This is a genomic window from Actinorugispora endophytica (assembly GCF_004363075.1).
GTDB classification, from domain to species: domain Bacteria; phylum Actinomycetota; class Actinomycetes; order Streptosporangiales; family Streptosporangiaceae; genus Actinorugispora; species Actinorugispora endophytica.
Genome location: NZ_SNYN01000043.1, coordinates 3,771 through 5,527, shown reverse-complemented (window position 1 = coordinate 5,527; position 1,757 = coordinate 3,771). Strand labels below are relative to the sequence as shown.

Annotated in this window: 2 rRNA genes (1 of these 2 only partly in view); both read right to left on the bottom strand. The window is 58.6% G+C overall.

The window, feature by feature from the left end:
• Positions 1–7 precede the first annotated feature (7 nt).
• Positions 8–124: ribosomal RNA gene (rrf, locus tag EV190_RS23190) — 5S ribosomal RNA — on the bottom strand.
• 109 nt (positions 125–233) lie between these two features.
• A 23S ribosomal RNA gene (locus tag EV190_RS23185) occupies positions 234–1,757 on the bottom strand; it runs 1,642 nt beyond the window's last position.

Here is a 1,757-nt window from a genome sequence, read left to right as displayed (position 1 = left end):
AAAAAACGTACGGCGGCGTCCTACTCTCCCACCCCAGCACGGAGGCAGTACCATCGGCGCTTGAGAGCTTAACTTCCGGGTTCGGAATGGGACCGGGTGTTTCCCCTCAGCTATGACCGCCGTAACCCCAACCCCGCCCCACCACCCGAAAAAAAGGGAAGATGAGGGGGAAACTCGAAGCCACGAATCGATCCGTGGAAAACCATAGTGTGCGCGAGCATCCAGTCATCTGCGGTGGACAAGCCCTCGGCCGATTAGTACCGGTCAGCTCCACCCCTCACAGGGCTTCCACATCCGGCCTATCAACCCCATCGTCTCTAGGGGGCCTTACCCACTCGAAGTGGTGGGAGACCTCATCTCGAAGCAAGCTTCCCGCTTAGATGCTTTCAGCGGTTATCTCTCCCGAACGTAGCCAACCAGCCATGCCCCTGGCGGGACAACTGGCACACCAGAGGTTCGTCCATCCCGGTCCTCTCGTACTAGGGACAGCCCTTCTCAAGTCTCCAACGCGCGCAGCGGATAGGGACCGAACTGTCTCACGACGTTCTAAACCCAGCTCGCGTGCCGCTTTAATGGGCGAACAGCCCAACCCTTGGGACCAACTCCAGCCCCAGGATGCGACGAGCCGACATCGAGGTGCCAAACCATCCCGTCGATATGGACTCTTGGGGAAGATCAGCCTGTTATCCCCGGGGTACCTTTTAGCCGTTGAGCGACACCGCTTCCACACGCCGGTGCCGGATCACTAGTCCCTGCTTTCGCACCTGCTCGACACGTCCGTCTCACAGTCAAGCTCCCTTGTGCACTTACACTCACCACCTGATTGCCAACCAGGCTGAGGGAACCTTTGGGCGCCTCCGTTACACTTTGGGAGGCAACCGCCCCAGTTAAACTACCCACCAGACACTGTCCCCGAACCGGATCACGGTCCCAGGTTAGATGCCCGAAACAGCCAGAGTGGTATTTCACCAACGCCTCCACCACCACTAGCGTGGCGGCTTCACCGGCTCCCACCTATCCTACACAAACCATCCCAAACACCAATGTCAAGCTATAGTGAAGGTCCCGGGGTCTTTCCGTCCTGCTGCGCGAAACGAGCATCTTTACTCGTAGTGCAATTTCACCGGGCCCATGGTTGAGACAGCGGGGAAGTCGTTACGCCATTCGTGCAGGTCGGAACTTACCCGACAAGGAATTTCGCTACCTTAGGATGGTTATAGTTACCACCGCCGTTTACCGGCGCTTAGATTCCCAGCCTCGACACCCGAAAGCGTCTAACCGGTCCTCTTAACGTTCCGGCACCGGGCAGGCGTCAGTCCGTATACCGCGTCTTACGACTTCGCACGGACCTGTGTTTTTAGTAAACAGTCGCTTCCCCCCGGTATCTGCGACCCCACCCAGCTCCAGAGGTGTACTCCTTCACCGGACAGGGCTCCCCTTCTCCCAAAGTTACGGGGACAGTTTGCCGAGTTCCTTAACCATGGTTCACCCGAACGCCTCGGTATTCTCTACCTGACCACCTGCGTCGGTTTAGGGTACGGGCCGCCCACACACTCGCTAGAGGCTTTTCTCGACAGTACGGGATCACTCACTTCGGCTCAACGCCTCGACGTCACGCCTCACCCTTCACGGAACACGGATTTGCCTATGCTCCAGGCTACACGCTTGACCCGGGACAACCACCGCCCGGTAGAGCTACCCCTCTGCGTCACCCCATCACTTACCTACTACCCCCTCGGATCCCACGCCTCCACCTC